General features: G+C 73.9%; 23 protein-coding genes. 17 read left to right on the forward strand and 6 right to left on the reverse strand.

Features of this window, described 5'->3' with window-relative positions:
- Window position 1 precedes the first annotated feature (1 nt).
- Window positions 2–1,969 (forward strand): glycosyltransferase family 2 protein, encoded by a 1,968-nt coding sequence (locus BM064_RS22930; RefSeq protein ID WP_092864565.1) that lies wholly within the window; start codon window positions 2–4, stop codon window positions 1,967–1,969.
- Window positions 1,970–1,976: 7 nt separating this feature from the next.
- On the opposite strand, the gene BM064_RS22935 is transcribed toward BM064_RS22930, so the two are convergent.
- The 4 genes from BM064_RS22935 to BM064_RS22950 all read right to left on the reverse strand — a co-directional run bounded on the left by BM064_RS22935 (window position 1,977) and on the right by BM064_RS22950 (window position 6,056).
- On the reverse strand, window positions 1,977–2,852 hold the full coding sequence (locus BM064_RS22935) for a DUF1194 domain-containing protein (RefSeq protein ID WP_092864568.1): 876 nt from the start codon (window positions 2,850–2,852) through the stop codon (window positions 1,977–1,979).
- Between the two features lie 80 nt (window positions 2,853–2,932).
- Window positions 2,933–3,499, reverse strand: coding sequence for a GNAT family N-acetyltransferase (locus BM064_RS22940; protein WP_092864571.1), 567 nt, complete (start codon window positions 3,497–3,499; stop codon window positions 2,933–2,935).
- A 424-nt stretch (window positions 3,500–3,923) separates the two neighbouring features.
- Window positions 3,924–5,402 (reverse strand): NAD-dependent succinate-semialdehyde dehydrogenase, encoded by a 1,479-nt coding sequence (locus BM064_RS22945; RefSeq protein WP_092864575.1) that lies wholly within the window; start codon window positions 5,400–5,402, stop codon window positions 3,924–3,926.
- A gap of 171 nt (window positions 5,403–5,573) precedes the next feature.
- Window positions 5,574–6,056: an Lrp/AsnC family transcriptional regulator gene (locus BM064_RS22950; protein ID WP_092864578.1), complete on the reverse strand. Its 483-nt coding sequence runs from the start codon at window positions 6,054–6,056 to the stop codon at window positions 5,574–5,576.
- A 167-nt stretch (window positions 6,057–6,223) separates the two neighbouring features.
- Between BM064_RS22950 and BM064_RS22955 the strand changes: the two genes are divergently transcribed.
- From BM064_RS22955 to BM064_RS22970, 4 genes are all read left to right on the forward strand, one after another.
- Window positions 6,224–7,507, forward strand: a complete 1,284-nt coding sequence (locus BM064_RS22955; protein ID WP_143103430.1) for an aspartate aminotransferase family protein — start codon at window positions 6,224–6,226, stop codon at window positions 7,505–7,507.
- Window positions 7,508–7,758: 251 nt separating this feature from the next.
- Window positions 7,759–8,454, forward strand: a complete 696-nt coding sequence (locus BM064_RS22960) for a CoA transferase subunit A (protein WP_092864582.1) — start codon at window positions 7,759–7,761, stop codon at window positions 8,452–8,454.
- 176 nt (window positions 8,455–8,630) lie between these two features.
- Window positions 8,631–9,314 carry a class I SAM-dependent methyltransferase gene (locus BM064_RS22965; protein WP_143103431.1) on the forward strand — a complete coding sequence of 228 codons (684 nt, stop codon included), beginning with the start codon at window positions 8,631–8,633 and terminating at the stop codon, window positions 9,312–9,314.
- A gap of 105 nt (window positions 9,315–9,419) precedes the next feature.
- Window positions 9,420–10,049 (forward strand): CoA transferase subunit B, encoded by a 630-nt coding sequence (locus BM064_RS22970; protein WP_092864588.1) that lies wholly within the window; start codon window positions 9,420–9,422, stop codon window positions 10,047–10,049.
- 85 nt (window positions 10,050–10,134) lie between these two features.
- On the opposite strand, the gene BM064_RS22975 is transcribed toward BM064_RS22970, so the two are convergent.
- Entirely contained in the window at window positions 10,135–10,971 is an 837-nt protein-coding gene (locus BM064_RS22975; protein WP_245779257.1) for a lytic transglycosylase domain-containing protein, read from the reverse strand.
- Between the two features lie 126 nt (window positions 10,972–11,097).
- On the opposite strand from BM064_RS22975, the gene BM064_RS22980 reads away from it, so the two are divergent.
- The 12 genes from BM064_RS22980 (at window position 11,098) to BM064_RS23035 (ending at window position 22,947) form a co-directional block, all read left to right on the forward strand.
- Complete coding sequence (locus BM064_RS22980) at window positions 11,098–11,316, forward strand: hypothetical protein (protein ID WP_092864595.1); 219 nt, start codon at window positions 11,098–11,100, stop codon at window positions 11,314–11,316.
- Window positions 11,317–11,712: 396 nt separating this feature from the next.
- Window positions 11,713–11,937 (forward strand): hypothetical protein, encoded by a 225-nt coding sequence (locus BM064_RS22985; protein WP_092864598.1) that lies wholly within the window; start codon window positions 11,713–11,715, stop codon window positions 11,935–11,937.
- Window positions 11,938–12,121: 184 nt separating this feature from the next.
- Window positions 12,122–12,952, forward strand: a complete 831-nt coding sequence (cpaB, locus tag BM064_RS22990) for a Flp pilus assembly protein CpaB (protein ID WP_092864602.1) — start codon at window positions 12,122–12,124, stop codon at window positions 12,950–12,952.
- A 305-nt stretch (window positions 12,953–13,257) separates the two neighbouring features.
- On the forward strand, window positions 13,258–14,730 hold the full coding sequence (locus tag BM064_RS22995) for a type II and III secretion system protein family protein (protein WP_092864605.1): 1,473 nt from the start codon (window positions 13,258–13,260) through the stop codon (window positions 14,728–14,730).
- Window positions 14,717–15,361 (forward strand): OmpA family protein, encoded by a 645-nt coding sequence (locus BM064_RS23000; RefSeq protein ID WP_092864608.1) that lies wholly within the window; start codon window positions 14,717–14,719, stop codon window positions 15,359–15,361. Before BM064_RS22995 ends, BM064_RS23000 begins: the two co-directional genes overlap by 14 nt.
- A 170-nt stretch (window positions 15,362–15,531) precedes the next feature.
- The gene (locus tag BM064_RS23005) at window positions 15,532–16,728 is read left to right on the forward strand and encodes a CpaE/TadZ family protein (protein WP_092864611.1); all 1,197 of its coding nucleotides are present in this window, start codon (window positions 15,532–15,534) and stop codon (window positions 16,726–16,728) included.
- A gap of 41 nt (window positions 16,729–16,769) precedes the next feature.
- On the forward strand, window positions 16,770–18,188 hold the full coding sequence (locus BM064_RS23010) for a TadA family conjugal transfer-associated ATPase (RefSeq protein ID WP_092864614.1): 1,419 nt from the start codon (window positions 16,770–16,772) through the stop codon (window positions 18,186–18,188).
- A 3-nt stretch (window positions 18,189–18,191) separates the two neighbouring features.
- Window positions 18,192–19,154 carry a type II secretion system F family protein gene (locus BM064_RS23015; RefSeq protein WP_092864617.1) on the forward strand — a complete coding sequence of 321 codons (963 nt, stop codon included), beginning with the start codon at window positions 18,192–18,194 and terminating at the stop codon, window positions 19,152–19,154.
- 130 nt (window positions 19,155–19,284) lie between these two features.
- Window positions 19,285–20,283, forward strand: a complete 999-nt coding sequence (locus tag BM064_RS23020) for a type II secretion system F family protein (RefSeq protein WP_425426191.1) — start codon at window positions 19,285–19,287, stop codon at window positions 20,281–20,283.
- Window positions 20,280–21,473, forward strand: coding sequence for a tetratricopeptide repeat protein (locus tag BM064_RS23025; RefSeq protein WP_092864621.1), 1,194 nt, complete (start codon window positions 20,280–20,282; stop codon window positions 21,471–21,473). The genes BM064_RS23020 and BM064_RS23025 overlap by 4 nt, the downstream gene beginning before the upstream one ends.
- Entirely contained in the window at window positions 21,470–22,339 is an 870-nt protein-coding gene (locus BM064_RS23030; protein ID WP_092864624.1) for a tetratricopeptide repeat protein, read from the forward strand. Before BM064_RS23025 ends, BM064_RS23030 begins: the two co-directional genes overlap by 4 nt.
- A gap of 104 nt (window positions 22,340–22,443) precedes the next feature.
- A complete protein-coding gene (locus tag BM064_RS23035) occupies window positions 22,444–22,947 on the forward strand; it encodes an A24 family peptidase (RefSeq protein WP_092864627.1) in 504 nt (167 codons plus the stop codon).
- A 105-nt stretch (window positions 22,948–23,052) separates the two neighbouring features.
- Here BM064_RS23035 and putA read toward each other — a convergent pair whose 3' ends face one another.
- Window positions 23,053–26,562 carry a bifunctional proline dehydrogenase/L-glutamate gamma-semialdehyde dehydrogenase PutA gene (gene putA, locus BM064_RS23040; protein ID WP_092864630.1) on the reverse strand — a complete coding sequence of 1,170 codons (3,510 nt, stop codon included), beginning with the start codon at window positions 26,560–26,562 and terminating at the stop codon, window positions 23,053–23,055.

Raw genomic sequence — 26,562 nt, forward strand, 5'->3', positions numbered from 1 at the left:
CATGTCTTCGCCGTCCAGCCCGCCGGCGCCGCGCCGCGCCGGGCGCGAGGTCTCGCCGCTCGCGCCGCGCCCCGGCCCGCGACGTCCGCCGTCGGAGCGGCTGGGCGCCCTGCTGGTGCGCGACGGCGCAGCCTCGGAGCTCTCGATCGCCGTGGCCCTGCGCCGCCAGCGCCGCTCCGGCGCGCCGCTGGGGGAGATCCTGCTGGCCCATGGCCTCGTCTCGCCCGAGGCGGTGGCCCGGGCGGTGGCCCGGCAGATGGGGATCGAGGTCGCGGATCTCGCGGCGCATCCGCCGGATCCGGCGCTGCTGGCCGCAACGCCCCTTCAGGCGATGGCGACCTGGCGGGCGGCGCCCTGGCGGCGCGACGAAGGCGATCCGCGGCGGGTGACGCTGGCCACCCCCGACCCGGCCCGGCTGCTGCGCGATCCGGAGGCGGTGCGCCGGGCTTTCGATCTGCCGCGCGACACGCGCCTGCGGGCGGCGGTCTGCACGGGCGCGGGGCTCGACGCCGCGCTGATGGCCGTGCCGGGGGAGCGGCGGGCGGCGCGCGCCGCGGGACGGGCGCCGCGCAGCCTCTCGGCGCAGGGGCTCTCGGGGCCGCGGGCGCGGATCGCGCTGGCGGCGGCGCTGCTGGCGATCCCGGCGGCGGCCGTCGTCGAGCCGGGGGCGGTGCTGGCGCTGGTGTTCCTCGCCGCGCTGGCATTCAACGCGGCCAACATGGCGGTGCGCGTGGCGGCCCTGTTCATGGCGCCCGAGCGGCCCGCGCCCGCCGCGCCGCCGCCGCCGGAGCCGACCGCGGCGACGCCCTGCGTGACCCTGCTGATCGCCCTCTACAAGGAGCCGCAGGCCGCCCCCGGCCTGATCGCCGCCCTGCGCCGGCTGGACTACCCGGCCGAGCGGCTGGAGGCGATCCTGGCGGTGGAGCACGACGACCCCGAGACCGTCGCCGCCATCCACGCCGCCGACCCGCCGCCCTGGCTGCGGGTGATCGCCGCCCCGCCCGGCGGGCCGCGCACCAAGCCGCGCGCGCTGAACCATGCGCTCGACTTCGCCCGCGGGACCATCGTGGGCGTCTACGATGCCGAGGACCGCCCCGACCCCGACCAGATCCGCAAGGCGGTGGAGGGGTTCGCCCGCTCGCCGCCCCGGGTCGCCTGCCTGCAGGCGCGGCTGAGGATCTCCAACGGGCGGGAGGGCTGGCTCAGCCGCTGCTTCGCCATGGAATACGCCGCCTGGTTCCACCTGGTGCTGCCGGCGCTGGTGCGGATGGGGGCGCCGGTCCCGCTGGCGGGGACCTCGCTGTTCATCCGCCGCCGGGTGCTGGAGCGGGTGGGCGGCTGGGACGCCTGGAACGTGACCGAGGACGCGGACCTGGGCGTGCGCCTGGCCCGCGCGGGCTACCTGACGCGGATGTTCGATTCCGACACCGGAGAGGAGGCCGTCACCCGCCCCGGCGCCTGGCTGCGCCAGCGCTCGCGCTGGCAGAAGGGCTACCTGCAGACCTGGCAGATCCACATGCGCGACCCCTGGCGGCTGTGGCGGGAGCTCGGCTGGCGGGGCTTCCTGGGGATGCAGGTGCATTTCGTGGGCGCGGGGGCCGCGTTCCTGTCGCAGCCGCTGTTCTGGACCGCGCTCTTCGCCTGGCCGCTGCTGGCGGGGGGCTCGCCGCTGCTGGACCGGCCGGGCTGGACGGTGCTGCTGCTGCTGGGCTTCATGCACGCGGGGCAGGGGGTGCTGCTGGCCTCGGTGCTGGTGGGGCTCAGGCGGGCGGGCTGGCGGATCAGCCTCGCGCAGGCGCTGGTCCTGCCGTTCTACTGGCCGCTGGCGACGCTGGCGGCGTTCAAGGCGCTGAAGGAATCGGTCACCGCCCCGGCCTACTGGGACAAGACCGGCCACGGCGCGGGCCCGGCGGTGGAGGGGGCGGCGACCATCCGCCGATCGGGGCGCGCCGCGGGGGCGGGGGGGTGAGGGGCGCTCACCACTCCCAGCCGCCGCCCTCCATCCAGCGCTGGCGGCGCTTCTCGCCGATCAGGCAGTCGATCCGCGGGGCCCGGGCCTGGCCGCCGAGGCCGAGCTGCGCGGGGATCGCGGCGGGCCGCGCGGGCGCGCGGATGGCGGGGACCGGGACGGAGTGGGGCGCGGCGATCTCCAGGATCAGCTTGCGCCGGATCGTCTCGGGGAATTTCGCCTGCTCCCACAGGGGGAGCACGAAGCTGAGGGGGCCGCCGATCACGCAGTCCTCGTAATAGATGTCGAGCTCGCGCAGGCTGAAGGGGCCGTCGTTGGCCTTCATCATCAGCGGCAGGCCGTTGATGACGACGCCCGCCGCCACAGCCTCGTCGCGCGCGGCGGTCACCGGGCGGCCCGCGTTGTTGGGCCCGTCGCCGGAGATGTCGACGACCCGGCGCAGCCCCTCGAAGCCGTTGCCCTCGAAGGCGGCGAGCGCGAAGTCGATGGCGCCCGAGATCGAGGTCCCCACCGCCGCCGAGATCCGCCCCTCCGCCAGCCCGTCGGCGAAGGCATGGGCCGAGGCGGGGCCGTCGAGCAGCCGCCAGCCGCTGTCGATCCCGCGTCGCCCGGGGCCCGCCCATTCGAAGTAGCGCACGGCGATGCGCCCCAGCAGCCCGCCCTCGATGGCGCGGATCACCTCGCCGTCGCGCAGGGCGGCGACGTAGCCGTCGCGCTGGATGCGCAGCTCCTCGAGGTCCATCGAGCGGGAGATGTCGACGGCCAGCACCAGCTCGACGTCGACCTCGGCGATGGTCCCCTGCGCCTGGGCCCCGCGCGGCGCGAGCGCGGCGAGGGCGAGGAGGAGCAGGACGGGGGCGAGGCGCGCGGGGCTGAATCTCATTCGGAACGATAGGCGCCGTCTTCCCGCGCGGGCAACGCCGCAGGACGCGCCGCCCCCTCACGCCCGCGCGAGCGGGGCGGTCAGGGCCGGTGCAGGGCGTAGACCTGGCCGCCCGCGGGCAGGTCGAGACGGACGTAGCGCAGGCCCACCCGCTCCAGCGTGCGGATCAGGGCGGCGTCGCCGGGAGCGGCCAGCGCCTCGATCCGGGCGGGGGCGTCGTCGGGATCGGGCGGGCGCGAGAGCGGGCGGCGGGTGACCGGGCTGCGCGGGACCGCGGGCCGGGCGAAGGCGGCGATCAGCACGGCGGCGGCGGCCTCGGCGCCCAGGCCCTCGCCGCGCTGGGCGGGGGCGAGCAGCAGGGCGAGGCGGGGCGCGTCGGGGGACGCGCCGGGCGCGAGGCCGGCGACGCCTGCCAGCCCCGTGCGCCCGCGACGCTCGATCGCCAGGGCCGCGGGCTCTCCGGCGGCGAGGCGGGCGCGCTGCTCGGCCGCCCAGACCTCGCCGAAGCCGGTGGGGCGGGGGCCGCCGGCGCGGGCCATGGCCAGCGGGTCGGAGAAGATCGCGTCCAGCGCCGGCGCGTCCGCGGCCGCCGGCGCGCGCAGGCGCAGGCGCGGGGTGTCGAGCGGCAGGTCGAAGGCGAGGGTCATCGGCAGGGGGCGGCGGTCCAGGAGGGCAGGGAGGGCGGAGCGGCGCAGGTCGCGGTCGGCGCGGCCTTCGACAGGCAGATAGGCGCGCGCAGGGCGTCTGACGACCCCGGCGGGGCAGGGCGTGCCGGCGATCGGGGCCGTTCCAGGGGCGGCTGCGGCGGGATTCGGCGCAGGGCGCGGGCCGGAGATGGGCGTCGGAAGGACCAATGGGGGCCAACGTCGCGAGAGGCCCCGGGGCAGGCCCGGGGCGCCCCCCGCGGGCCGGTCGGGTGGTCCGACCGGGGAAGGGGGGCGCGATCTCTGCGGCGGCGGAGGCGGAAAGGCCCCGGGGCGACCCGTCGGGAGGCCCTGGGCAGGTCCATCGGAGGAGCCGCGCGCGCCCTGCGGGCGCGCGGCGGCGGGGTGAGGCGGCAAGCCCGCGGGGTCAGATGCCGCCTAGGCTGAGGTACTTGATCTCGAGGAAGTCCTCGATCCCGTACTTCGAGCCCTCGCGGCCCAGGCCCGACTGCTTGACGCCGCCGAAGGGCGCCACCGCGGTCGAGGGCAGGCCGTCGTTGACGCCGACGATGCCGTATTCCAGCGCCTCGGCCACGCGGAAGCAGCGGCCGATGTCGCGGGAATAGAAGTAGGAGGCGAGGCCGAACTCGGTGTCGTTGGCCATGGCGATGGCCTCCTCCTCGGTCTCGAAGGCGAAGAGGGGGGCGACGGGGCCGAAGGTCTCTTCCTTCGCGACCTTCATCTCCTGGGTGACGCCGGTCAGCACGGTGGGCGTGTAGAAGGAGCCGCCGAGCGCGTGGGGGAAGCCGCCGAACTCGATCTCGGCCCCCTTGGAGACGGCGTCCTGGACGTGCTCCTCGACCTTCTTCATGCCGGCGGCGTCGATCATCGGGCCCACGGCGACGCCCTCGGCGAAGCCGTCGCCGACCTTCAGGTCATGGACCTTCATCGCCAGCTTCTCGGCGAACTTCGCGTAGACGCCCTTCTGCACGTAGATGCGGTTGGCGCAGATGCAGGTCTGGCCGGCGTTGCGGAACTTGGAGCCCATCGCCCCCTCGACCGCGGCGTCCAGGTCGGCGTCGTCGAAGACGATGAAGGGCGCGTTGCCGCCGAGCTCGAGGCTCAGCTTCTTGATGTCGCCGGCGCACTGCTCCATCAGGATCCGGCCCACTTCGGTGGAACCCGTGAAGGTCAGCTTGCGCACCTTGGGATTGGTGCAGAGCTCCTTGCCGATGGGCGAGGCCGACGAGGACGTGATCACGTTGAACACGCCCGCCGGGAAGCCCGCCCGCTCGGCCAGCACGGCGATGGCGGTGCACGACAGCGGCGTCTGCTTGGCGGGGCGCGCGACCACCGTGCAGCCCGAGGCCAGCGCCGGCCCGATCTTGCGGGTGATCATCGCGTTCGGGAAGTTCCAGGGCGTGATCGAGGCCACCACGCCGACGGGCTGCTTGAGCACCACGATCCGCTTGCCGGGGGCGGCGGCGGGGATGGTGTCGCCGTAGATGCGCTTGCCCTCTTCGGCGAACCACTTGAGGAACGAGGCGCCGTAGAGGATCTCCCCCTTCGCCTCGGTCACGGGCTTGCCCTGCTCGGCGGTCAGGATGGCGGCGAGGTCGTCGGCGTTCTCCACCATCAGGTCATGGAGCTTCTCGACCAGCGCGGCGCGCTCGGAGGCGAGCATCTTCGCCCATTTCTTCTGGGCGTCGTAGGCGGCGTCGATCGCTTCGGTGGTCATCGCGACCGAGCAGTCGGCGACCTCCTGGATCGGCTTCAGCGTCGAGGGGTTCGTCACCGGGAAGGTGGCGCCGCCGTCGCCGTCCCGCCAGCGCCCGCCGATGTAGGCGCGACCGGTCAGCAGCGACGGGTCCTTGAGCTTTACGGGGAAAGTCATCGCGACGTTCATTGGGGCATCCTCGCTTGGGTCTCGGCGACCCTAATCCAAGGGACCCGGCGGCGGCAACGGCGGCCCGGGCGGCCGCGTTGCGCGCTATGTGGTCCCGAAACGTTGAGCGAAGCTTAACATGGCGCCCGCGATCGCGCTCGCCAGCCCCGGGGCGACGGCCGGCCGCGCCGCTCAGGCGGCGCCGGGCGTCTCGAGGCACCATCCCGGCAGCGCGTCGCGGTTGCGCCAGGTGCGCAGGACGAAGGTGGTCTTGTAGGCCTGCACGAAGGGCAGGGCGCCCAGAACCTCCATGGCGAAGTCGTGGTAGGCCTCGATCGAGCGCTCCTGGATCAGCAGCAGGAAGTCGAAGTCCCCGGTCACCACGTGGCACTGCTGGACCTGGGCGTGGCGCAGGATCGCCTGCACGAAGGCGTCGGAGTTGCGCGCGGTGGGCGAGGTCAGGGTGACGGTGACCATCGCCGTCACCGGCCGGCGGAAGCGGCGGCGGTCGAGAATCGCCACCGCCCCCGCGATCAGCCCTTCCGACCACAGGCGGGCGGTGCGCTTGGCGCAGGCGGACATCGACAGGCCCACGTCCTCGGCGAGCTCGGCGTTGGTGCGGCGCGCGTCCTCCTGCAGGGCCAGCAGCAGGCGGCGGTCGATTCCGTCGAGCATGGTTCTCTCCCGTTTCCTCGCGATCCGTCGAGTTTCTCGCGGTTCTGATCTGTGCGCGAGAGAATTTCCCGCTGTTGCGCGAAATTCGACGCCTTTTCGCCGGCGCGCTCCCGCATCCTGCGCCAGATCGGAACCCGCCCAGATCGGAACCCGCAAGGAGAGGCCCCATGACCCCCGACTTCATGACCCGCGCCCGCAGCCGCCTGGTCCGCTACGGCCCCGACTTCTTCGAGGGCGAGATCGCCTCGGCGCAGGGGACGCGGGTGTTCACGGCCGACGGGACCCCGATCCTGGACTTCACCTCGGGCCAGATGTCGGCGGTGCTGGGCCATTCGCACCCCGAGATCACCGAGACGATCCGCGACTACGCGGGGCGGCTCGCGCATCTCTACTCCGGCATGCTGAGCGAGCCGGTGGTGGCGCTGGCCGAGGCGCTGACCGACTCGCTGCCCGAGGGGCTGGACCGGGTGCTGCTGCTGTCGACGGGGGGCGAGAGCAACGAGGCCGCGATCCGCATGGCCAAGTGCTTCACCGGCGGGTGGGAGGTGGTCTCCTTCGCCCAGTCCTGGCACGGGATGACCGGGGGCGCGGCGGCGGCCACCTTCTCGGCCGGGCGCAAGGGCTACGGGCCGGGCATGCCCGGCGCCTTCGCGATCCCCGCGCCCTCGGCCTACCGCCCCCGCTTCGGGGAGGACGGGCCGGGCTGGCGCGAGCTGCTGGCCGCCGACTTCCGCCTGATCGACGCCCAGTCGAACGGCGGCCTCGCCGCCTTCATCGCCGAGCCGATCCTGTCGACCGGCGGCATCCTCGACCTGCCGGAGGGCTACCTGCGCGCCCTGAAGGAGGAATGCGAGGCCCGAGGGATGCTGCTCATTCTGGACGAGGCGCAGACCGGCCTCGGGCGCACCGGGCTGATGTACGCCTTCGAGCGGGACGGGGTGACGCCGGACATCCTCACCCTCTCCAAGACGCTGGGGGCGGGGCTGCCGCTGGCCGCCACGATCACCTCGGCCGAGATCGAGCAGGTCTGCGCCGAGCGGGGGTTCCTGTTCTACACCACCCATGTCTCCGATCCGCTGCCGGCGGCGGTGGGGCTGAAGGTGATGGAGATCGTGACCCGCGATCGCCTCGCCGAGCGCGCCGGCCAGATGGGCGAGGTGCTGCGCGGGCGGCTGCGCGACCTCGGCCAGAAGCACGCGCGCATCGGCGACGTGCGCGGGCGCGGGCTGCTGTGCGGGCTGGAGGTGGTGGAGGACCGCGCCTCCAAGACCCCGGCCAACGCCTACGGCAAGGCGGTGATGAAGCGCTGCATGGAGCTGGGCCTGTCGGTGAACATCGCGGCGCTGGAGGGCATGACCTCGATCTTCCGCATCGCCCCGCCGCTGACCGTGTCGGAGGCCGAGATCGACGAGGCCGTCTCCCTCATGGACCGCGCGCTGGCCGAGTGCTGAGCGGCCGGTCCCCGGCGCGCGCGCCCCGGCCCTGACCCGGGGCCCCGCGCGGCCCGCGGGGGCGCGCGGCCGGGCGCCGGGCGCCCCCGCCCGCCCGGGGGGCTCGGCTGACCCCCGGTCAGATCTCCTGCCCCCGCTTGCTGCACCTGCGTTGACAGGGCGGGCGGCGGGGCGCAACTAAGGGGACGACCGGGCCGGGGAGGGGCCGAGCGGCCCGCCCTCACGGCTCTCGCGCGATCCGGAGGAGTTGCATGAAGAAGGTGTATGGTTCCGCCGCGGAGGCGCTCGACGGCCTCCTGTTCGACGGAATGACCATCGCGGCCGGGGGCTTCGGCCTGTCCGGCATCCCCGAGAACCTGATCGCCGCGATCCGCGACGCGGGCACGAAGGACCTGACCATCGCCTCCAACAACTGCGGCGTGGACGACTTCGGCCTGGGCGTGCTGCTGCAGACCAAGCAGGTGAAGAAGATGATCTCGTCCTATGTGGGCGAGAACGCCGAGTTCATGCGCCAGTATCTCTCGGGCGAGCTCGAGCTCGAGTTCAACCCGCAGGGCACGCTGGCCGAGCGGATGCGCGCCGGCGGCTGCGGCATCCCCGGCTTCTACACCAAGACCGGCGTCGGCACCCAGATCGCCGAGGGCAAGGAGCACAAGGACTTCGACGGCCAGACCTACATCCTCGAGCGCGCCATCGTCGCCGACCTCGCCATCGTCAAGGCGTGGAAGGCGGACACCACCGGCAACCTCGTGTTCCGCAAGACCGCCCGGAACTTCAATCCCGACGCCGCCATGTGCGGCAAGGTCTGCGTCTGCGAGGTCGAGGAGATCGTGCAGCCCGGCGAGCTCGACGGCGACGCGATCCACCTGCCGGGCGTCTTCGTCCATCGCCTGATCCAGGGCGCGTTCGAGAAGCGCATCGAGAAGCGCACCGTGCGCGCGGCATGAAGACCCCCGGGGCTCTCGGGCGCTCCCCGCGCGGAGGCGGCCGCCGCGCCGCCGCCCGCGGCGCGCGCGCCGGAAAGCCCGGCCGCAAGGGCCGGGGCGAGGGCGGGCGCGCCGCCCCGCCCGCGCGCCGTCCCGGCTTCTTCGACGCCTACCCCCGCTTCGCCGAGGAGGGGACGGTGGCCGCCGACCTCGCGCGGCTGAACTACCGCCACGAGCTGCTGATCGCGGCCAACGCGTCCCTGCTGAAGGACGCGCGGGTGCTCGACCTGGCCTGCAACGACGGGCGCTTCGGGCTCGCCGCGCTTGAAGGCGCGGGCGCGGCCCATGTGCTCGGCGTCGAGGCGCGCGACGAGGCGATCGCCCGCGGGCGGCGGGCCTTCGCCGACTACGGGATCGACCCCGCGCGCTACGAGTTCCGGCAGGGCGACGTGTTCGAGGCGCTGGCGCGGATGACGCCGGGCGCCTTCGACACTGCGCTGGTGCTGGGCTTTCTCTATCACACGCCGCGTCAGTACGAGCTGTTCGCCCATCTCGACCGGCTGGGCGTGCGCAACGTGATCGTGGACAGCCAGGTGATCCGCGCCGGCGGGCGCGGCGCCCGGGCCCGCCGCCGGCGCATGAACGAGGGCGAGCCGCGGGTCTTCGTCGAGATGCGCTGGGAAGGCGCGGCCAAGGACGGCGCCATCGCCGATCCCCGCGGCCGCGGCGAGGCGCTGTCGACGATCCCCTCGGCCGGGGCGCTGGAGATGTGGCTGCAGGAGTTCGGCTGGACCGTCGCCCGCACGCCGCTGCCCCCTCCCGCGCCCAACACCGGCGTCTACCGGCGCGGCCTGCGGGTCGCGATGACCGGGACGCGATGACCGACCCCGGGCCGGCGCCCCGCCGCGCCGCCCGACCCGATGGACCCGATTTGGACCGGGGGCGCGCCCGCCGCGCGGCCGCCCGATAGGAGGAGAGCGCAGACGATGCCCTGGGATCGTGACCAGATGGCCGCCCGAGCCGCGCAGGAGCTCGAGGACGGGATGTACGTGAACCTCGGGATCGGGATTCCGACCCTGGTGGCCAACTTCGTCCCCGAAGGCGTGGACGTGACCCTGCAGTCGGAGAACGGGATGCTCGGCATCGGGCCGTTCCCGACCGAGAACGAGGTCGACCCCGACCTGATCAACGCCGGCAAGCAGACGGTGACCGAGCTGCCGCACACCGCCTATTTCGGCTCCTCGACCAGCTTCGCGATGATCCGCGGCGGCAAGATCGCGCTGGCGATCCTGGGCGCGATGGAGGTGGCCGAGAACGGCGACCTGGCCAACTGGATGATCCCGGGCAAGCTGGTGAAGGGCATGGGCGGCGCCATGGACCTGGTGGCGGGCGTGGGCCGGGTGATCGTGATCATGGATCACGCCAACAAGGCGGGCGAATCGAAGCTGCTCAAGCAGTGCACCCTGCCGCTGACCGGGGCGGGCGTGGTCGACCGGATCATCACCAACCTGGGCGTCTTCGACGTGGTCGAGGGCGGCCTGAAGGTGGTCGAGCTCGCCGAGGGCGTCGACATGGACGAGGTCCGCGCCAAGACCGAGGCGACGCTCGTCGCCTGACCGTTCGGCCGGCCCCGCGCCGCGCCGTCTCGAAGGGCCTCCGCCGCGCGGGGGCCCTTTTCGCGTGCGCGCGCCGCGGGGGCGGTCAGCGGGGGGCCGCGATCCAGCCGGGGCGGGCGGCGCGCGCCGCCGTCGCCGCGACCGTCGGGCGGTGCAGGGCGGGGGAGGGGGCGCAGGGGGCGCGGAAGCTCTCGGGCGGGCTCAGGCACAGCTCCTGGAGGGCCGCGGCGGCGGCGAGCACCCGGGGCACGTAGGCCCGCGTCTCGGCCCAGTCGGGCACGCCGCGCCGCGCCTCCACCGCCGCCGCGCCGGCGTTGTAGGCGGCGAGCGCGGCCAGCGGATCCTCGTCGAACCGCCGCAGCAGGGCGGCGAGGTGGCGGGCCGCGCCGGGCACGGCCTGGGCCGGCGCGAAGGCGTCCGAAACCCCCAGCTCGGCCGCCGTGGCGGGCATCAGCTGCATCAGTCCCAGGGCGCCTTTCGGGCTGGTCGCGCGCGAATCACCGCCGGATTCCGCGATCGCCACCGCCAGCAGCAGGCTCAGCGACAGGCCCGATCCCCGGGCCGCAGCCAGCATCGCGGAACCGTGAGCGTCCATGATCCGGCGCGCCGTCTCGCGGTCGCGCTCGGCGGCGCGGCCGGTCGCCCGCCCCCAGTCCGCCGCGGCCGCGAGCGCAGGCGCGAGGGGCCGCGCGCGGGTCACCTGGGGCCGCGCCTCCGGCCGCGACCAGAAGCCCTGCGCGGCGCCCGGCCGGAGGGCGACAACTGACTGATTTTGAAACACGATCCGCTTGCGGGCGCCGGCGGGCGGAGGCGTCACGCTGCGGAAGGTGAAGTCCCCGCCCGCGGCCGTCGCGCCCCCGGTCTGCGCCGCCGCGCCCGCCGCCGCCGACAGCGCCAGCAGCGCCGCCGCCGCGAGCCGCACGAGCGCGTGGGACGGACTTCCGCCGCACGGCGCCGCGACCTCAGGTCGCCCGGCCCCGGGGACCTGCGAGGGGCCCGGGTTCATGTGGCTGAAAGCTGCGGGATGGTGTAACATCGGCTCAGTGGAATGAAGCGGTGCGTAACGTTGCTCGAGTACAAGCATATCTACCGCCTCGTGGCACGCGAGGATGGTGCGGTGACGGCGGATTTCGTGATCCTGTCGGCCTCCGTCATCATGATCGCGATCAGCTTCGGGACCGCGTTCTCCGACGGAATGCAGTCCCTGCTCGATGCCGTGACCCAGTTGATCAACGACGGCGCGGTCGCCGTCGACAGCGGCTGGTGACGCCCCGTCCCGCGACTCGGTCTGATCCCCGCCCCCGCGACCCGCTCTGCGCATGCCTGCGTCGCCGACCCGCGCGCCGTCGCCATGCGGAGCAGATGCCGCCAGGTGGAAAACAAGACCGGAGTCGAGGAACCGCCCCCGCGTTCACGGATGGTCAACCTAAACATGCCCGCATTTCTTGACGCAGGGCCCTACGAATCAGGTTGATTTCCACGGAAGGGACGTTCATGTATATGAGCACCGCAGCGGAGGGTATCCAACGCCGCGAACCAGACCGCCCCTGTCGGGGCGCAGAGAGTGCCCCGGTCCGGGGTTTAGTAAGTGTTCGCCCGTGTGGGCGATGAGGGGTCCCTTCCAGGCGCTGGCCGGATCCCGTGTTGCAGAAGGAAGCCTGAGATGAACATCTTCACCAAAGCTCGCCGCGTGATCTCCGACGACTCCGGCGCCGTGACCGTCGACTGGGTCGTGCTGACCGCCGCCGTCGTGATCCTCTCGATCGGCGCGATCACCACCCTCTCCGGCGGCGTCGGCGGCCTGATCGACTCGATCGACGCCGAGCTGAGCCAGGGCGGCGGCGTGGTCGCCGACCAGGAGTGGTCGTCGGGCACCCCCTCCACCTGATCTCGGCCTGAGCCGCACGGCTTCCGCGGCCTGACCCGCGTCGCGTCGACCGCGACGCGGGAGCCAGGCGGAAGCGACGGCCGGGAGACGATCGGCTAAGCCGCCCCCGGTCACCGGACCGTGGGCGGTTTCGTCCGTTCACGCGATCCATTCAGCAGATCCAGACCGCAGCGAGGCCGCCGCCATGAGATCGCTCGCCGTATTCATCTTCGTCGTCGGGCTCGCGCTCGCCGGAGGGGCCGCCTGGTACGTGTTCACCAAGGTTCAGGCCGCCGAGGCGCGATCCGGCGCCGCCGTCGCCATGGTGCCCGTCGCGGTGGCCAGCAAGGACCTCAAGTTCGGCCAGCCGCTGTCGCGAGAGGACGTGCGCGTCGTGCAGTGGCCCGCCGACGCCGTCCCCGAGAACGCCTTCACCTCCCCCGTCGACCTGTTCGGCGAGGGCCCGGACGCCAAGCCCCGCACCGTGCTGCGGCGCATGGAGCCCAACGAGCTGATCCTGAAGACCAAGATCACCGGCTTCGGCCAGCGCGCCACGGTCGCCACCCTGATCGAGCCGGGGATGCGCGCCTACACCCTGCCGGTCGACGCGGCCTCGGCCGTGGGCGGTTTCCTGCTGCCGGGCAGCCGGGTCGACATCATCCTGACCACCAAGGACCGCAGCGGCCCCACCGCCCGCGTGCTGATCCAGAACATCGAGATCGTGGCCGTCGACCAGGACACCGACCCCGACCGGATCGAGGCCAAGATCGCGCGCACCGTCACCGTGCAGGGCACGCCGGAGCAGGTGCAGGCGCTGACGCTGGCCTCCTCGGTCGGCAGCCTGTCGCTGTCGCTGCGCGGCTTCGGCGCCGATTCGATGGCCGACGCCGGCGTGCTCGACCGCAACGCCCTGCTGGGCGTGGTCGAGGAGGAGGCGCCCGAGCCCGCCCCGGTCGAGGCCGCCCCCCCGCCCGAGCCCGAGGTGAAGGTCATCGTGCGCCGCGGCAGCCAGGTCGAGGTCAAGACCATGCAGTGAGCGCCGCGCCGCCGGCCCCCGGGCCAGCGGCCGCCGCCCACGCCGCCCGTTCCGCGCCGCGTCCCGCAAGGGGCGCGGCGCGCGCCGTTTGCGGGCCGCCGTTTCCAGGCGCTCGCCCCGACCGCGCCTGCGGCGGCGATTGCGGGGGCAGCGTCGCCAATTGGCCACAGTTTGCGACTCCCCCCGAGGAAATCGCGGCGCCGCCGGCGTGAACCATCTTGAACCGTGAATTTGAAAAGGGCTTTATTCCCGAGGTTTGCGGCAGACTCTTAAAGCGGGGTGTCGACAGTGGGAGGAGCAAAGGCATGATCCGGCGGCGCCACGCATCGCGTCTGCGCGTCCTCGCGCAAGGCGCCGGCGCGCTGCTCGTCGCGGGCCTCGTCGCCTGTCCGGCCACGCTCGCGCCGCTCGCGGCCCGCGCCCAGGGCGCCCCGGTGGTGCGGGTGCTGGAGGGCGCGGCCTCCCCCGACCTCAGCGTCGCCGTGAACCGCGCCATCGTCATCGAGTCCGCCGAGGCTTTCGCCGAGGTCTCGGTCGCCAACCCCGCCATCGCCGACGTCGCCGCGCTGTCCAACCGCTCGGTCTACATCCTGGGCAAGATGGCCGGGCGCACCACGCTGACCCTGCTGGGTCCGAACGGGCGGCTGATCACCAACGTCTCGGTCTCGGTCGGCCCCGACCTCGCCGAGTTCAAGGAGCGCCTGTCGGACATCCTCCCGCGTGAGAACATCCAGGTGCGCTCCGCCGCCGACGGCATCGTGATGTCGGGCAACGTGTCCTCGACCGTGCGCATGGCCCGGGCGCTGGAGCTGGCGGAGCGCTATGCGCCGGGCCGCGTCTCCAACATGCTGACGGTGGGCGGCTCCCAGCAGGTGCTGCTGCGGGTGCGCTTCGCCGAGGTGCAGCGCCAGGCCGCCAAGGAGCTGGGCTTCAACTGGGCCTTCGGCGTCCGCTCGGGCAACTGGGCGATCGGGGGCGAGCACGCGGACTTCCTGATCAACGACAACGCCGGCGCCTTCCAGGTCGACGACGATCCCGACACCGGCTACGTCCCCGGCGGCCAGCCCGAGGGCATCCTGGGCATCAGCCTCGGCGCGGGCGGGGTCTTCGCCTCGCTGACCGTCGACGCGCTCGAGAACAAGGGCTATGCGCGCACGCTGGCCGAGCCGAACCTGGTGGCGCTGTCGGGCGACACCGCGAGCTTCCTCGCCGGCGGCGAATACCCGATCCCCGTCTACGGCGGCGACGACGGCAACATCGCCGTCGAATACCGCCCCTTCGGCGTCTCCCTGGGCTTCACCCCAACGGTGGTCGACGGCGACCTGATCAACCTCGAGCTGGAGGCCGAGAGCTCGGCCATCGACGCCTCGATCGTGATCGAGAACCAGGGCATCCAGTTCAACGGCTTCTCCACCCGCCGGGCGCGCACCACGGTCGAGCTGAAGGACGGCGACAGCTTCGCCATCGCGGGCCTGCTGCAGGACGACTTCCGCGACAACGCCGCCCAGATCCCCTGGGTGGGCGACGTGCCGATCCTGGGCGCGCTGTTCCGCTCCTCGGGCTTCCAGCGCCGGCAGACCGAGCTGGTGATCATGGTCACCGCCTACCTCGTCGACCCGGTGAAGGAGGACGTGGTCCAGCTTCCCGGCGACCGCCTGCGGGTCCCCTCCGAGCGGGAGCTGTTCCTGCTGGGCAAGCTCGAGGCGGTGCGCGACCCGGTCGCCCGCTCGGTCGGCGCGCGCAACTTCGAGGGGGAGTTCGGCTATGTCCTCGAATGACCGCGCCCGCAGGGCGGGGGCGGCGGGGGCCGCGCTGGCCGCGGCGCTGGGCCTCGCGGCCTGCGCCGAGCCTGCGGGCCGCCTGCCCAACCCCGACCAGCACGGCTATGCCAACCGCGAGAACATCCTGGCGATGCGCGGCGTCGTGGACCCCGAGCGCCTGCGCCTGCTGGCGGCGGAGTTCGCGGCGCAGACGCAGCCGGTGGTCACCTTCGCCTTCGACAGCGACGCGCTGGAGCCGGGCGCCCTCGTCGCCCTGCAGGGCCAGGCCGAGTGGCTCCTGCGCAACCCCTCGGCGCTGGTCGCGATCTACGGCCACGCCGACCTGGTGGGGGCCGATTCCTACAACGAGCGCATCGGCCTGCGCCGCGCCGCCGCCGTCGCGCGGACCCTGGTCGAACTGGGCGTGGGCGAGCAGCGCCTGCTGCTGGTCGCCACCCGAGGCGAGCGCGAGCCGGTGGTGCCCACCGCGGACCGCGAGCGGCTGAACCGCCGCGCGCAGACCGTGGTCGAGGGCTACGGCCTGGGCTGGAACGCCCGCGCCTTCGACGGCAAGCGGGCCGCGCTGATCTACTCCGACTACACCACCCGCGAGACCGAGGCGGTGATCTCCCTTCCCACCGGCGGCTGATGGGTCGCCGCCCCGGGGCGTTCGCCCCGTTCCCGGTCCGCCGGTCGCGGACCTGTTCTTCCCCCCGCGGACGGCGCGCCGCGGCCCGGGGTCGGCTTGCGGACCGCGTCCATGTCCGTTAGCGCGTCAGGAGGCGGCGCTGCGCCGCGGGCTGGAAGGGGCGCGACGGGATGATCCTGAAACGCGGCGGTCAGGCGGCCGACATGATGGTCGTGGCGGAGAACCTCGACGCCTTCGACGGGCTGCGGCGCGAGCTGGAGGCCGAGTTTCCCGACGGCGGCTGGACGGCGGTCACCCTCAGGGGTCTGCGCAAGGCGCTGGACGCGCAGCCGCCGGCCTACGTCCTGCTCGCGGTCGACGCCACCGACATGGGCCGCATCGACGAGCTGGTGCAGCTGATCGCGCTGGGGCGGGGGCGCGGGTCCTCGATGGTGCTGCTGGTCCAGGACCTGCCGCCGATGGCGATGCACCGGATGATGCGCGCGGGCGCCGAGGACTTCCTGCCCGTGCCGCTGCCCGCCGGCGCGCTGGCCGAGAGCCTGGCGGCGCTCGGCGACGGCCGCGGCGACGGCGACAGCCGCGAGGCGCGCAACGGCCTGATCTATCCCGTCTACGGGGTCGCGGGCGGCGTCGGCGCCACCACCTTCGCCGTCAACCTCGCCTGGGAGATCGCCCACGAGGCGCGCAAGACCGGGCTGAAGATCGCGATCCTCGACCTCGACTTCCAGTACGGCTCGGTCGCGACCTACCTCGACATGCCGCGGCGGGATTCGGTGTTCGAGCTGCTGACCGGCATCGACCGCGCCGACCCCAACGGCTTCGCCGCCGCGCTCGAGGATCGGGGCAAGCGGATCTCGGTGCTGACGGCGCCGGCGGACGCGCTGCCGCTCAACATCGTCTCGCCCCCCGACGTCGAGAAGCTGCTGGGCTTCGCGCGCGACAGCTTCGACGTGGTGATCCTGGACCTGCCCACCACGCTGACCGAATGGACCGAGACCGCGCTCTCCGCCGCCCAGCGCTTCTGGGCGGTGATGGAGATCGACATGCGCTCGGCCCAGAACATGCTGAGATTCCTGCGCGCCCTGCAGGCCGAGGATCTGCCCTTCGACAAGGTCGACTACGTGATGAACCGGGTCCCCGGATTCGGAGACTTCGGTGCAAGAGGCCGGGTCAAGAAAATGGCGGAAACGCTTGGAATCGAGTATGGAGTGTTGTTGCCGGACGGGGGCAAGGCCGTGATCCAGGCCTGCGACCACGGCTCCCCGCTGGCCGAGTTCGCCTCGGGCAACGCCCTGCGGAAGGAAATCCGCAAGACCGCCCGCGCGGTGCTCGAGGAAGTCCAGGCCTCGCGCGCGGCGCCCGCCTGATCCGCGGCCCCGCGCGCAGGCGCGCGTAAGGAGACCGGCGCATGTTCAAGCGCTACCAGAAGGAGGCCGAAACCAGGGTCGTCGAGATGACGGCCTCGGCCCAGGCCGCCGCCCAGCGCGCCGCCGCCGCCGAAGCCGCCGCCGCGGCCGAGGCGCTGGCCGCCGAGAACCGTGAGATCAAGCGTCGCCAGCGCCTGATGCAGGTGAAGGTCGACCTGCATCGCCGGCTGCTCGACACCCTGAACCTCTCGATCATCGACAAGGTCCCCGAGGCGGAGCTGCGCCGCGAGGTCGCCGCCATCGCCCGCGAGGGCCTGCGCGACATGGGCATGGTGCTCAACGCCGCCGAGGCGGAGCTGCTGACCCAGGAGCTGATCGACGAGGTCACCGGCCTGGGCCCGCTGGAGCCGCTGCTGAAGGACGAGACCGTCTCGGACATCCTGGTCAACGGCGCCCGCCAGGTCTTCGTCGAGCGCAAGGGCAAGCTCGTGCTCTCGGGCGTGGAGTTCAAGGACGACAAGCACCTGCTCCGCGTGATCGACAAGATCGTCTCCGCGGTCGGGCGGCGCGTCGACGAGAGCCAGCCCTGGGTCGACGCGCGCCTTGCCGACGGCAGCCGCGTGAACGCCGTGGTGCCGCCCTGCGCCGTGGACGGCCCGCTGCTGTCGATCCGCAAGTTCTCCAAGTCGCCGCTCTCCATCGACCGGCTGATCGCCTACGGCGCCTTCACCGAGGAGATGGCGGCCTATCTGCAGGCGGTGGTGGCGACCCGGCTGAACGTGATCGTCTCGGGCTCCACCGGCTCGGGCAAGACCACGACGCTGAACGCGCTCAGCTCCTTCATCGCCAACAACGAGCGCATCGCCACCATCGAGGACACCGCCGAGCTCCAGCTCCAGCAGCAGCACATCGCGCGGATGGAGAGCCGGCCCGCCAACGTCGAGGGCAAGGGCGAGGTCTCCCAGCGGATCCTGCTCAAGAACGCCCTGCGAATGCGGCCCGACCGGATCATCGTCGGCGAGACCCGCGGCGACGAGGTGCTCGACATGCTGCAGGCGATGAACACCGGCCACGACGGCTCGATGACCACGGTGCACGCCAACAGCCCCCGCGACGCGGTGGGCCGCATCGAGAACATGATGCTGATGTCGGGCATCGACATCCCGCTGAAGGCCACCCGCTCGCAGATCGCCTCGGCGGTGCATGTCATCGTGCAGGTCTCGCGCCTCTCGGACGGCTCGCGCCGGATGACCCATATCGCCGAGATCACCGGCATGGAGGGCGAGGTCGTCGCCATGCACGACGTGTTCCGCTTCAAGCGCACCGGGCTCGACGCCGACGGCACCGTGCTGGGGCATTTCGAGGCGACGGGCATCCGCTCCCACTACGCGGAGCGCTTCGCCACCTGGGGCTACGATCTCCCCGCCGAGATCTACGCCCCCAACCGCAAGCTGGGCTGAGCCATGGGCGTCGCGCCGCTGGTCTTCGGACTGATCTTCGTGGGCGTGTTCCTCGCGGTCGAGGGGCTCTACCTGCTGGCCTTCGGCCGCTCCGCGCGGCGCAATGCGAAGGTCAACCGCCGGCTGATGATGCTGGAGAAGGGGGACGATCCGCTCGAGGTGCTCTCGCAGCTCCGCAAGGAGCGCGAGCGCCACGTCAACGCCTCCGGCACGCCGCTGCTGGCGGGGATCTTCGAGAAGGCCGCCCACGCCAACATCCCCTGGTCGCCGCGCACGATCATGCTGATCACCGGGCTTGCGGCCTGCGTGATCTTCGTGGCGCTGACGGTGTTCACCAGCCTCGGGCCGCTGATCTCGGCGCCGGTGGGGCTGGCGATGGCCTTCGGCGTGATGTTCTTCTGGGTCAACGGCCGCGCCAAGAAGCGGCTGGCGAAGTTCGAGGAGCAGCTCCCCGACGCGATCGAGCTGATGGTGCGCGCGCTGCGCATCGGGCACCCGTTCTCCTCGGCCGTGTCGATCGTGGCGCAGGAGATGCCCGACCCCATCGGTACCGAGTTCGGGATCATCGCCGACGAGGCGATCTACGGCCTCGACGTGAACGAGAGCCTCGACCGGATGGCCGAGCGCATCGCCGTGCCCGACCTGCGCTTCCTTGCCATGGCCGTGGCGATCCAGAGCCAGTCGGGCGGCAACCTCGCCGAGATCCTCGCCGGCCTCGCCGCCGTGGTCCGTTCGCGCTTCAAGCTGTTCCGCCGGGTGAACGCGATCACGGCCGAGAGCCGCTGGTCGGGCTGGTTCCTCTCGGCCTTCCCGGTGATCGCGCTGGTGGCGGTGCAGCTGATCCGGCCGGACTATTACGACGGGGTGACCGACAGCCCCCTGTTCGTGCCCGCGACCATCGCGGTGGGCGTCATGCTTGCGATCAACATCGTGTTCATGCGCATGATGGTGAACATCAAGGTCTGACCGCGGACCGCCGCCCTGCGTCCGGGACGCACGGGCCGGCGGGCCGGACGGGGGCGAACGAGGGCGCGGGACGAACCGCGCCGGGACCGGCGCGGCGCGACGCGCCGCGCAAGAGCGGGACGAGCAGCAGGTGAACCGGATCTTCGAAGCGCTGACGACAGCCTTCGGCCCCATGGGACCCGTCTGGGTCATGGGCGGCTTCGGGCTGATCCTGATCGTCGCCGCCGCGCCGATGCTGCTGTTCCGCCGCTCCGACCCGCTCCACAAGCTCGAGCGGGAGCGCGAGGCGATGCGCCTCGCCGCCGCCAGCCGCACCACCGGCGCCGGGGCCCGCCGGCGCAACGAGGTGGCGGGACTGCGCGCCGACGCCGGCAAGCCCAGCCGGCTCGCCACCCTCGCCCCCCTGTTCCAGCCCAAGGACCAGGAGAAGATCCAGGGCGCGCGCGAGAAGCTGATGCAGGCGGGCTACCGCTCGCGCACCGCGGTGCAGGCGTTCTTCGTCGCCCGGGTGCTGGGCGCGGTGCTGATCGGGGTGGGCGCGCTGGCCTTCGCGCTGCTGCGCGGGACCGAGGTGGACGTGCTGTCCTATTCGGTGATCGGGGGCGTGGCGGCGGGCTACGCGCTGCCCTCCTACTGGGTCACCCGCCGCCGGGCCGCGCGCCAGGACGAGATCGGCAACGGCTTTCCCGACGCGCTCGACATGATGCTGGTCTGCGTCGAGGCGGGCCAGTCGCTCGACCAGGCGCTGCTGCGCGTCTCCCAGGAGATGCAGCACGCCCATCCCGCGCTGGCCGAGGAGTTCGAGATCGTCTCGGTCGAGATGCGTGCGGGCAAGGAGCGCTCCCAGGTGCTGCGCGACTTCGGCACCCGGGCCGGCGTCTCGGACATCTCCAGCTTCGTGACGGTGCTGATCCAGAGCTCGCAGTTCGGCACCTCGATCGCCGAGGCGCTGCGGGTCTACGCGTCCGAGATGCGCGACAAGCGGGTGATGCGGGCCGAGGAGAAGGCCAACAAGCTGCCGACCAAGCTGACGCTGGGCACGATGTTCTTCACGGTGCCGCCGCTGATGATCATCCTGATCGGACCGTCGCTCGCCGACATCGCCAAGTTCCTCTCCGGCGGCAAGTGACCCGGCCCCCGCGCCCCTCCGCGCCCCAGGCGCCGCGCCGCGACGCCGGCGCCCGTTCGGCGCAGGCGCTGGCCGCGCTGGCATTGGCCGCCCTCGCCGCCGGCTGCGGGGAGAACGGGTCCGCCGCCGCCCCCGCCGCCTCGGCCCCCGCCGCCTCGGCCTTCCCCGAGGCGCCGCGGCCCGCGCCGGCCCCGGGCGTCACCGACTGGACCTCGCGCATGGGGATGGTCGGGCCACGGCCGGGCGGCGCGGCCGCGCCTTCGCCGGTCGCGGCCGCGCCGCCGTCCCCCGCGGCCGCGCCTCCGCCCCTCGCCGCCGCGGCCGAGCCGGCGCGGGCGCGCGGCCCGACCACGCCCGAGGCGCAGGCGACCGCCGCCGCCCTCTTCGCCCCGGCCGCGCCGCCGCCCGCGGGCCGCGGCCCGGCCGCCCCCGCCGCGGCCCCCGCGCCCGCGGCCGCCGCGCCCGCCCCGGACGCCCAGGCCGATGCGCCGGCGCCCGAGGCGGAGGCGCCCGGCTTCTTCGCGCGCCTGTTCGGCGACGACGACGACGCGGAGGCCGAGGCGGCGCCGGACCTCGGCAAGCCGCTGCCGGCGCCCGCCACCCAGGTCGCCGTGGCGCTGGAGGGCGTGGCGCGGGCCGAGGCCAACGCCGCCGCCGCCCGCGGCCCCGGGCCCGCCGCGCGCCGGGGCTGGGCGCTGCTCGAGGCCGGGCGGGCCGAACCCGCCGCCCGCGCCTTCCGCCAGGCCCTGATCGAGGAGGGGCCGACGCTGGAGGCGATGCTCGGCCTCGGCGCCGCCTACCGCGAGCTCGGCCGCCGCGGGCCCGCGCTCGAGGTGCTGACCCGCACCGCCGAGACCTGGCCCGACAGCCCGGCCGCGCGCAACAACCTGGGCGCCGCGCTCTACGACGCGGGCCGGCTCGACGCGGCCGAGGGCCAGTTCCGCGCCGCCGTCGACCTGCTGGCCCGCCGGGGGCTGCCGCCGCCCTCGGAACTCTCGCGCAACCTCGCCATGGTGGCCCGCGCCCGCGGGACGCCCCTCGCCCCGATTCCGGACCCGCCGCCCGCGGCCGCGCCCGCCGCCGCAGCCGCGCCCGCAGCCGTCGCCGACGACGACGTCCCGGCGCCGGCGGCCGTGCCGGCCGCCCCGGCGGTCCGCCCCCCCGTTCCCCGACCGGAGACCGCAGCGTGACCCCCAACCTTCGCCGCCTCGCCCTCGCGACCGTGCTCCTGGGCTCGCCGCTGCTCGCGGCCTGCGCGGGCGACCTGCCGCGCACCGCGGTCGACGGCGACGCCGAGCGGGCGGACAACCGCAACCCGCTCGACGAGGCCTCGATCAACGAGATCATGCTCACCGTGGCCGGCGCCGACGAGGCGGTGGCCTATTTCCGCGACGCCCTGACCTCGGACCCCGAGAGCCCCAGCCTGCGCCGCGGCCTTGCGCGCAGCCTCGCCCGCGCCGGGCGCTACGCCGAGGCGCGCACCGTGTTCCGCGACCTGGTCGAGGCCGGGCAGGCGATGCCGCGCGACCACGTCGAATACGCGCTGACGCTGGCGCGGCTCGACATGTGGCCCGAGGCGGAGGCCGAGGCGCAGAAGGCGCCGGCCGACTACCAGTCCGACCGGCGCACGCTGCTCGAGGCGCTGATGGCCGACCACCGCCAGGACTGGGCGGCCGCCGACCTCGCCTGGGAGCGGGCCCGCGCCCTGTCCCCGCAGCCGGCGGCGGTGCTCAACAACTGGGGCGTCTCGAAGATGGCGCGGGGCGCGTTCGGCGAGGCCGAGCGGATGTTCGAGCAGGCGCTGGTCTACGACCCCTCGCTGTTCTCGGCCAAGAACAACCTGGCCATCGCCAACGGCCTGCAGCGCCGCTACCGCCTGCCGGTGGTGACGCTGACCGACGAGGAGAAGTCGGTGCTGCTGCACAACCTCGCCGTCATCGCCCTGCGCCAGGGCGACCGGGAGATGGCCGAGTCGCTGCTCCAGCAGTCGCTGGACGCCCATCCCGCCTACTATCAGCCGGCCGCGGAGAAGCTCGCGGCATTGCGCGGGTCCTGAAACGAGTTAACGTTGCGTAATCATGCGCGTCGGGGCTGTGGGGGCTCGCGGGCGCGCGCGTAGCAGCCTTCGCCCGCGTGGGCGGGGCGAGGAAGAGGGGGACGATGGGACTTCTGGAACTGACGCCGCTCGAGGCGGCCTGGGCCACGCTCCTGTGCACGGCGCCGCTGCTGGTGGCGGCCGCGGTCTGGGACCTGCGGCGGATGCGGATCCCCAACTGGCTGAACGGCGGGCTGGCGCTGGTCTTCCTGGCGCTGGGGCTGGCGACCCTGCCCCTGGAGGAGATCGCCTGGCGCTTCGCGGGCGGGCTGCTGGTGCTGGTGGTGGGCTTCGCCTTCTTCTCGTTCGGCCGCATGGGGGGCGGGGACGTGAAGATGCTGGCGGCCTGCGCGCTCTACGTGCCGCTGCATCATGCGGGCATGGTGCTGCAGCTGCTGGCGCTGGGCCTGGCGCTGGGCCTCGCCGCGATCCACCTCGCCCGCGCCGCCATCGGCGAGCGCGAGACCGACTGGCGCGCCCTGCGCAAGGGCGCGCGCTTTCCCATGGGCCTGTCCATCGCGGGGGCGATGCTGGCCTATTTCGCCTTCATCGCGGCGCTGAGCTTCTAGGACGGAGCCGCGGCGCGACGCGCCCGCCCGGGGCCGCCGTCCGGCCCGCCGCGGCGGACCGGCCGGCGCGCCCGGGGCGGGCGTCCTGCGGCCGGCCCGCTCCGCTCAGGCCGCGTCCGGCGCCGCGTCCTCGGCCGCGGCGAGAAGCGAGGCGTTGCCCCCGGCCGCGGTGGTGTCCACGCACAGGTGCCGCTCGAGCGCCGCGTGGCCCGCGTCGGGGGCGCCCGTGACCAGCGGCAGGATCGGGCCCCGGCGCGCCGCCAGGGCCCGCGCCAGCGCGCGCCCGGTCTGCGCGTCGCCCCACCACAGGGCGCCGGAAAAGCCCTCCAGCGTGCTCAGCGCCTCGGCCTGCACGGGCTCGGGGACCTCGACCGCGACGCCGCCCAGCGCCCGGACCGCGCGGGCCTGGGCCTGCGCCGCCCCGGTCCCCGGCCCGAGGCAGAGGAGCGGCGCCCGCGCGAACCGCGCAAGCCGGTTCGATTCGCCCGTGGGGCCTGGGAGGGACTGCGCCTCCAGCACCTGCCCCACGCCGGTCGCCTTCGCCAGCCGCGCCGAAAGGGCGACGGCGTCGAGGGCTGCGCCCCCGGCAGGCTCGGCCGAGGCCTCGGCCGGCGCGGGGGGCAGGGCGCGGAACCGGGCGAGGTAACGCGGGCCGCCGGCCTTGGGCCCGGTCCCCGACAGCCCTTCGCCCCCGAAGGGCTGCGAGCCGACGATGGCGCCGATCTGGTTGCGGTTGACGTAGAGGTTGCCCGCGCGCACCCGCTCGGCCACGTGCTGCACCCGCCCGTCGATGCGGGTGTGCAGGCCGAAGGTCAGCCCGTAGCCGCGGGCGTTGATCGCCTCGATCACGGCGTCGAGCTCGTCGCCCTCGAAGGTCGCGACATGCAGGACGGGGCCGAAGACCTCCCGCTCGATATCCGCGATCCCGTCCACCCGGATCAGGGTGGGGGCGAGGAAATGCCCGCTCGCCGCAGCCTCGGTCGGCAGGCGGGTCTCGTGCAGCAGGCGGCCCTCGGCGCGGGCGGTCTCGACATGGGCGGCGATGCCCTCGCGCGCCTGCGCGTCGATCAGGGGGCCCACGTCGGTGGAGATCGGCCAGGGGTCGCCGATGGTCAGCTCGTCCATCGCGCCCTTGAGCATCGAGACCAGCCGCCCCTCCGCCTCCTTCTGCACGTAGAGGCAGCGCAGCGCCGAGCAGCGCTGGCCGGCGGAGCGGAAGGCGGAGTTCACGGCGTCGCGCACCGCCTGTTCGGTCAGCGCGGTGGTGTCGACGATCATCGCGTTCAGCCCGCCGGTCTCGGCGATCAGGGGGGCGCCGGGGGCGAGATGCTCGGCCATCGCCCGGCGGATCGCCTGGGCGGTCTCGGTGGCGCCGGTGAAGGCGACGCCGTCGACGCGGGGGGCCGAGGTCAGGGCCGCGCCCACGCTCTCGCCGTCGCCGGGCAGGAACTGCAGCGCCTCGGGGGGCACGCCGGCGCGGCGCATCAGCTGGACGGCGAGATGGGCGATCAGCGGGGTCTGCTCTGCGGGCTTCGCGAGGACCGCGTTGCCTGCCGCCAGGGCTGCCGAAACCTGGCCGGTGAAGATCGCCAGCGGGAAATTCCACGGGCTGATGCAGGCGAAGACGCCGCGCGGGGCGCCGGGCAGGGCCTCCTCGGCCCGGTCGGCGTAGTAACGCAGGAAGTCGACGGCCTCGCGGATCTCGCCAATGGCGTCGGGGAGGGTCTTGCCGGCCTCGCGCGCGAGGATGGCGAGGATCGGCCCGCGGTCGGCCTCGTAGAGGTCGGCGGCGCGGCGCAGGACGGCGGCGCGCTCTTCTGCAGAGGCGTCCCAGGGGCGGGCGGCGGAGAGCGCGGCCTCGACGTCCTCGGGGGCCGCGTCGATCACCTCGCCGACCGCGGCGCCGGTGGCGGGCGAGATCACCGGGACGGCCGGGCGGCCCGTGGCGTCCCCCGCCAGCATCGGCGCCGCGACGGGCAGGGCGCCGGCGAGGGCCGCCGCCCGCTCCGCCTCGATCTCGACGAGGTCGGGGGCGTCGGTCAGGTCGGCGCCGGCGCTGTTGCGGCGCGGGTCGAAGATATGGGGGCCGGTGGGCAGGCGCGGGTTCGGGACGGGCTTCGCGGCGAGGGCCGCGAAGGGGCAGGCGGCGACGGCCTCGGGGGTGACCGACGCGTCCATGATCCGGTTGACGAAGGAGGAGTTGGCCCCGTTCTCCAGCAGCCGGCGCACCAGGTAGGCGAGCAGGTCGCGGTGGGCGCCGACGGGGGCGTAGATCCGGCAGCCGGTCTTCGCCTCGGCCTTCACGCGGTCATGCAGGGCCTCGCCCATGCCGTGCAGGCGCTGGAACTCGAAAGCGTCGCGAGGGAGGTCGCCGGCCATCTCCAGGACGGCGGCGAGCGTGTGGGCGTTATGGGTGGCGAACTGCGGGAAGATGCGGTCGGTCATCCCCAGCAGCCGCCGGGCGATGCCGAGGTAGCTGACGTCCGAGGCCGCCTTGCGGGTGAAGACCGGGAAATCGGGCAAGCCCTCGACCTGGGCGTGCTTGATCTCGCCGTCCCAGTAGGCGCCTTTCACCAGCCGGAGCGTGATGCGGCGGTCGAGGCGGGCGGCGAGCGCGTGCAGCCACTCCACCACCGGAAGCGCCCGGCGGCCGTAGGCCTGCACGACGACGCCGAACCCCTCCCAGCCGGCGAGGGCGGGGTCCGAGAGCACCGCCTCGATCACCTTCAGCGACAGGGCGAGGCGGTCCTGCTCCTCGGCGTCGATGGCGAGGCTGATGTTGGCCGCCGCCGCCTGGCGGACGAGGGACGAGAGGGCGGGGACCAGCTCGGCCATCACGCGGGCCTCCTGCGCCGCCTCGTAGCGGGGGTGCAGGGCGGAGAGTTTCACGGAAATGCCGGGGTTGCGGCGCACGTCGGCATGCGTCGCCCGCGCGCCGATGGCGGCGATGGCGTCGGCGTAGCTGCGGGCGTAGCGGGCGGCGTCGGCGGCGGTCATCGCCGCCTCGCCCAGCATGTCGTAGGAATAGGCGTAGCCCTTGGCCTCCATGCCGCGGCCGCGGTCCATGGCGGCGGAGATGGTCTCGCCCAGCACGAACTGGCGGCCGAGCTCGCGCATCGCAGCGGCGACGGCGGTGCGGATCACCGGCTCGCCCAGCCGCTTCACCGCGCCCCGCAGGCGCCCCGCGATGCCGGGCGAGCGGTCGTCGAGCACGCGGCCCGTCAGCAGCAGCGCCCAGGTGGAGGCGTTGACCAGGCTCGAGGCCGAGCGGCCGAGATGCTTGCCCCAGTCGGAGGGGGCGATCTTGTCCTCGATCAGCGCGTCGATGGTCTCGGCGTCGGGGACCCGCAGCAGCGCCTCGGCGAGGCACATCAGGGCGACGCCTTCCTCGGTCGACAGGCCGTATTCGGCGAGCATCGACTCGGTCAGGCCCGGGCGGTCGCCCTCGCGCACCGCGCGCACCCAGCCGGCGGCGCGGGCCACGGCGGCGGCGCGGGCCTGGAGGGAGAGGTCGGCGGCGGCCTCGAGCTCGGCCAGCAGGGGCGCCTCGGGGCGGCGCTTGGCGCCCTCGATCAGGCTCCAGGCGTCGGGGTGGGGGTCGAGGGGTCCGGTCAT

It is taken from the genome of Albimonas pacifica, assembly GCF_900113695.1.
Taxonomy (GTDB): domain Bacteria; phylum Pseudomonadota; class Alphaproteobacteria; order Rhodobacterales; family Rhodobacteraceae; genus Albimonas; species Albimonas pacifica.